This window comes from Mycobacterium sp., assembly GCF_049280035.1.
Lineage (GTDB): Bacteria > Actinomycetota > Actinomycetes > Mycobacteriales > Mycobacteriaceae > Mycobacterium.
In genome coordinates, this window is sequence record NZ_JBAPPI010000080.1 from 1 (window position 1) to 4676 (window position 4676).

Consider the following 4676-nt stretch of genomic DNA (forward strand, 5'->3'; position numbering starts at 1 on the left):
GGATCACCACCACCGACGGGCAACTACTGCGAGAACTTCACCTCGACCCGACCAAGGACTACCAACCACAAGCCAAACCGTGAACGATGTCCCAAGACACATGTGCACGATGTCCCGAGACATCACAATGGCGGTGGCGGAGGGATTTGAACCCTCGGACGGGGGTTACCCGTCACACGCTTTCGAGGCGTGCTCCTTAGGCCGCTCGGACACGCCACCGCCGGACAGCTTACCCAACGCTGCCGTGCTCACCCCAATCGCTGGCGAGCGAAGAAGGCCTCCAGCAGGGCGGCGCATTCGTCGGCCAGCACCCCGCCGCGGACGGCCGGACGGTGGTTGAGCCGTCGGTCGCGGACCACGTCCCACAGCGAGCCGACCGCCCCGGTTTTGGGCTCCCAGGCCCCGAACACCAAACGGTCGACCCGCGCCATCACCAATGCGCCCGCGCACATCGTGCACGGCTCAACGGTGACCGCCAGCGTCGCTCCGGTCAGCCGCCACCCGTCGCCGAGTACGCCGGCGGCAGCCCGGATGGCCAGGATCTCGGCGTGCGCGGTTGGATCGCCGAGTGCCTCGCGCGCATTGACCGCGCGGCCCAGCTCGGTGCCGTCGGGGCCGACGACCACCGCGCCCACCGGAACGTCACGTGGACCCGCGGTACCAGCAACCGCCAGGGCGGCACGGATCAGGTCTTCGTCGGAGCTCACCGTCCGAGACGGTCGATCACCGCCGACAGCTCCTCGGCGAAGCCCATCTCCCGCGCGATGCGGCCCAGCTGCTCGTCGGCGTAGAGGTCGGTCTCGTCGAGAATGACGCCCAGCACCGCCTCGGGCAGCCCGACATCGGAGAGCAGCCCGAGATCGCCCTCCTCGAACGGGTCGGCGTCCTCGAGATCCTCCGGATCGATGTCGGCGTCGAGGTTGTCCAGCACTTCGGCGGCGATGTCGTAGTCCAGTGCGGCGGTCGCGTCCGAGAGCAACAGCCGGGTTCCCGACGGCGCCGGCCGCACGATCACGAAAAACTCGTCGTCAACGTCAAGCAGCCCGAAAACCGCGCCGGCGCTGCGCAACTCCCGCAGCTCGGTTTCCGCGTCAGTCAAGCTGGTCAGGACTTTGGAACGCATGGCAGAACAGCGCCATTTACCGTCCTCGCGCACCACGGCCACGCCGAAACCATCCGGCGTGTCAGCCTGCGCGGAAGCCCGCTGTGCTCCCATGGCCGCCTACGCTAGTCCCGCTGGAGCCCATTGACCAGCAACTGACCAGCAGATCGGCGTCGCGTCGGCCGCCTATCGGGCGTCGGATCTCCCAGGCGAATGTGCCAACCTTGTGGGGTGGCTGCGACTGTATCCAAGACACCGGTGTGCGTACTGGGCCTAGGACTGATCGGGGGCTCGTTACTGCGCGCGGCGACGGCCGCCGGCCGCGGGGCCTTCGGATACAACCGCTCGGTCGAAGGGGCCCAGGCGGCCCGGTTCGACGGCTTCGACGCGACCACCGACATCACCGAGGTGCTGACCCGCGCCGCCGACAGCGGCGCGCTGATCGTTCTCGCGGTGCCGATGCCGGCGTTGCCTATCCTGCTCGCCCATATCGGCGAGTCGGCCCCCGACTGTCCGCTCACCGACGTGACCAGCGTCAAAAGTGCGGTGCTCGACGAGGTGATCGCCGCCGGTCTGCAGCGACACTTCGTCGGCGGGCATCCGATGACGGGCACAGCGCACTCGGGTTGGTCCGCCGGCCATGCCCGGCTGTTCACCGGTGCCCCGTGGGTGATCAGTGTGGACGACCACGTCGACCCGGCGATCTGGTCAATGGTGTTGGAGCTGGCGCTGGACTGCGGGTCGGTGGTGGTGCCGGCCAGATCCGACGAACACGACGCCGCTGCGGCCGCAATCTCGCATCTGCCGCATCTGCTCGCCGAAGCACTCGCGGTCACCGCTTCGGAGGTTCCGCTGGCATTCGCACTGGCCGCAGGGTCGTTCCGGGACGGCACGCGGGTGGCAGGCAGCGCGCCGGATCTGGTGCGGGCGATGTGCGAAGCCAACGCAGGCCAACTGCTGCCGACATTGGACCGGGCCATCGAATTGCTTACCGATGCGCGAGAGTCGCTGGCACACAACAACTCCGTCGCCGAGCTTGTCGAAGCCGGGCACGCCGCACGCACCCGCTACGACAGTTTTCCGCGGCCGGAGATCGTCACCGTGTTCGTCGGCGCGGAGAAATGGCGCGAAGAGCTGGCCGCCGCGGGTCGAGCCGGCGGGGTGATCAGATCCGTTCTGCCAAGTCTGGGTAGTTGATGATGAACCCGTCCACGTCGACGGTCAGCGTTGTCTCGGACACCGGCGAGTGCACCTTGATCCCCTCGGCACCTCCCGGGGCTGGACTGCTGTAGCTGACCATTGCTGAGGTCACCGACATTTCGGGCAGTCTCACGTAGATGGTCGGAACCGTGATCGACTCGGCTCGCTCCATCAAACCGCAGCGACGGATCGGCAACGAGTTGAAGAACGGGCTGAAGACCACATCAACGTCTAGGGCGCCGTCGTAGCCTGCCCGAGACTCACCCTGATGGTCAGTGACCATCCACATGTTCTCCTCGTCGCGCGCGATCGCGAGCTGCCGTTCCCGCTCAGCCAGGGTGACCGTCATCCCGAGTCGCTTGGTCGCGCCGGTCTCGTCGGTTTGCAGGTCGTAGTAGGCGGCGAATGCCGGATTGGTCTCGGTGTCAGCGGCCACGATGCGTCCGTTGGCCTTTAATCGCTTGCCGGACAACTGCACTCGTACCGATTCCATCCGCCTGGCGTCATGTGCGCGCCAGGTCAAAATCGCCGACCAGGAGTTGGACGTCGCTTCCGTTGGGGCGGGGCTCACGGGTCCACGTTAGGCGACCGCCCCGGTGATTTCGAGGCGTGGCCGGTCACGCCTGCACCATTCGGTGGCTTTCGTCGCAGCCGACCGGTACCGGGCACCGAGGCCCAGATCGCGAATCCCATCGCCGCGTCAAGGAACAACGCCAGCGCAGCCACCATCAGCGCGCCGACTAGAGCGATGTGGAATTGGCGCACCTTGATTCCGTCGATCAAATATCGCCCCAGCCCGCCCAGGCTGGCATAGGCGGCCACCGTCGCGGTGGCGACCACCTGCAACGTCGCGGTGCGCAGCCCGCCCAAAATCAGCGGCAACGCGTTGGGCACCTCGACCCGCATTAGCACGCGCATCTCGCCCATGCCCATCGCGCGGGCAGCGTCGACGACGGTGTGGTCCACGGCGGCAATGCCGGCATACGTGCCGGCCAGCAATGGTGGGATGCCTAGCAGCATCAGCGCCACGATCGGTGGCACCAGGCCCAAGCCCCACAGCAATACGGCCAACAGCAGCACACCGAGGGTCGGCAGCGCGCGTAACGCGTTGACCAGGCTCACCACCACCAGGGTGCCCCGGCCGGTATGGCCGACGATCATGCCGACCGGGATAGCGATCAGCGCCGAAACCGCTACTGCGGCCGCGGTGTACTCCAGGTGTTCCAAGGTGCGCGCAGCAAGACCCACCGGGCCGAACCAGTTGCTCGCGGTGAACAGGTAGGACACTGCCTGTTCGATGAAGCTCATCGCGAGCCCCCCACCACGGGAGCCGTTGGCAACCGACGGCGGGGCCGCGCTGCGCGATTCCACGGCGTTGCCAGCCGTCCGGCCAACATGATCAGCACGTCAACGACGAGCGCAAGCACCAGGATGGCGATGATCCCCGCGACGATCTGGTCGCTCTTGTTCGCCTGGTAGCCCTCGGTGAACCAGGTTCCCAGGCCGCCGATGCCAATCACCGCGCCCACCGAGACCATCGAGATGTTGGTCACCACGACCACCCGCAGCCCGGCGACTAGCAACGGAATCGACAGTGGCAATTCGACTTTGAGCAGTCGCATGATCGGCCGGTAACCGATCGCGCTGGCAGCGTCGCGCAGCTGCACTGGCACCGCGTCCAGCGCCTCGAAAACCTCGCGCACCATCAGCGCCGTGGTGTACAGCGTCAGCGCGACAATGACATTGGCCTCGTCGAGAATCCGGGTCGGAATGATCAGCGGCAACACCACGAACAGCGCCAGCGACGGAATGGTGAACACCACACTTGCGGTCACCGTGGTCAATCGTCGCAGCACGGCTCTGCGCCGCGCCACTACGCCCCACGGCAAGGCGATCGCCATCCCGGCCAAAACCGGCACCAGCGACAGCCGTAGGTGGATCACGGTCAGCATCCACGCCGCCGGGAGGTGAGTGATCAGGTAGTGCACGTCTAGTCCTGCGGTTGGGATTCCAAGGCGGCCAGCACATCGCCGGCCCGCACTCCCCCGATGACCTTGCCCGCTTCATCGACGGCGACGCCCGTCGTTGCCGGGGACGACAACGCCGCGTCCAGTGCCTGGCTCAGGCTGGCGCCCGGGCGGAAGAGCGAACCGACGGACGTCACGCTGTCGAGCAACGACGCGCCGCTGCGGTGCTTTCGTACGCCGTTGGCGTCGATCCACCCCAACGGCGCGCCATCGGCTTTCACCACCAATGTCCAGCCGTCGCGAAGTTCGGCGTCTCTGATCGCGGACTCGGCGATTTGATGTATGTCGTGCACCGGTAGTCGTGCCGCGTCCAAGAACTGCAGCCATCGATAGCCTCGACCTGCACC

General features: G+C 66.7%; 6 protein-coding genes, 1 tRNA gene and 1 pseudogene. 1 reads left to right on the forward strand and 7 read right to left on the reverse strand.

Annotated features, from left to right (window positions below; genetic code table 11):
- Positions 1-128: 128 nt before the first annotated feature.
- The 3 genes from WAN71_RS02665 to WAN71_RS02675 all read right to left on the reverse strand — a co-directional run bounded on the left by WAN71_RS02665 (position 129) and on the right by WAN71_RS02675 (position 1216).
- Positions 129-219, reverse strand: a tRNA-Ser gene (locus WAN71_RS02665).
- 29 nt (positions 220-248) lie between these two features.
- Positions 249-707: a nucleoside deaminase gene (locus WAN71_RS02670; protein WP_422223845.1), complete on the reverse strand. Its 459-nt coding sequence runs from the start codon at positions 705-707 to the stop codon at positions 249-251.
- The gene (locus WAN71_RS02675; protein ID WP_422223846.1) at positions 704-1216 is read right to left on the reverse strand and encodes a tRNA adenosine deaminase-associated protein; all 513 of its coding nucleotides are present in this window, start codon (positions 1214-1216) and stop codon (positions 704-706) included. Before WAN71_RS02675 ends, WAN71_RS02670 begins: the two co-directional genes overlap by 4 nt.
- A 144-nt stretch (positions 1217-1360) precedes the next feature.
- Between WAN71_RS02675 and WAN71_RS02680 the strand changes: the two genes are divergently transcribed.
- Positions 1361-2299, forward strand: coding sequence for a prephenate dehydrogenase (locus WAN71_RS02680; RefSeq protein ID WP_422223849.1), 939 nt, complete (start codon positions 1361-1363; stop codon positions 2297-2299).
- Here WAN71_RS02680 and WAN71_RS02685 read toward each other — a convergent pair.
- The 4 genes and pseudogenes from WAN71_RS02685 to WAN71_RS02700 form a co-directional block, all read right to left on the reverse strand.
- A complete protein-coding gene (locus WAN71_RS02685) occupies positions 2268-2795 on the reverse strand; it encodes a putative glycolipid-binding domain-containing protein (protein ID WP_422223850.1) in 528 nt (175 codons plus the stop codon). The two genes, WAN71_RS02680 and WAN71_RS02685, sit on opposite strands and share 32 nt — an antisense overlap.
- 74 nt (positions 2796-2869) lie before the next feature.
- Entirely contained in the window at positions 2870-3610 is a 741-nt protein-coding gene (locus WAN71_RS02690) for an ABC transporter permease (protein WP_422223847.1), read from the reverse strand.
- Positions 3607-4290 carry an ABC transporter permease gene (locus WAN71_RS02695; RefSeq protein WP_422223848.1) on the reverse strand — a complete coding sequence of 228 codons (684 nt, stop codon included), beginning with the start codon at positions 4288-4290 and terminating at the stop codon, positions 3607-3609. The genes WAN71_RS02690 and WAN71_RS02695 overlap by 4 nt, the downstream gene beginning before the upstream one ends.
- A gap of 2 nt (positions 4291-4292) precedes the next feature.
- Positions 4293-4676, reverse strand: a pseudogene (locus tag WAN71_RS02700) (ABC transporter ATP-binding protein); the annotation flags it as partial.

Bases quoted from the DNA above. Each gene is read 5' to 3' on its own strand.
- WAN71_RS02685 (WP_422223850.1), bottom strand. From the start codon at position 2,795: ATGGAATCGGTACGAGTGCAGTTGTCCGGCAAGCGATTAAAGGCCAAC.
- WAN71_RS02690 (WP_422223847.1), bottom strand. From the start codon at position 3,610: ATGAGCTTCATCGAACAGGCAGTGTCCTACCTGTTCACCGCGAGCAAC.
- WAN71_RS02675 (WP_422223846.1), bottom strand. From the start codon at position 1,216: ATGGGAGCACAGCGGGCTTCCGCGCAGGCTGACACGCCGGATGGTTTC.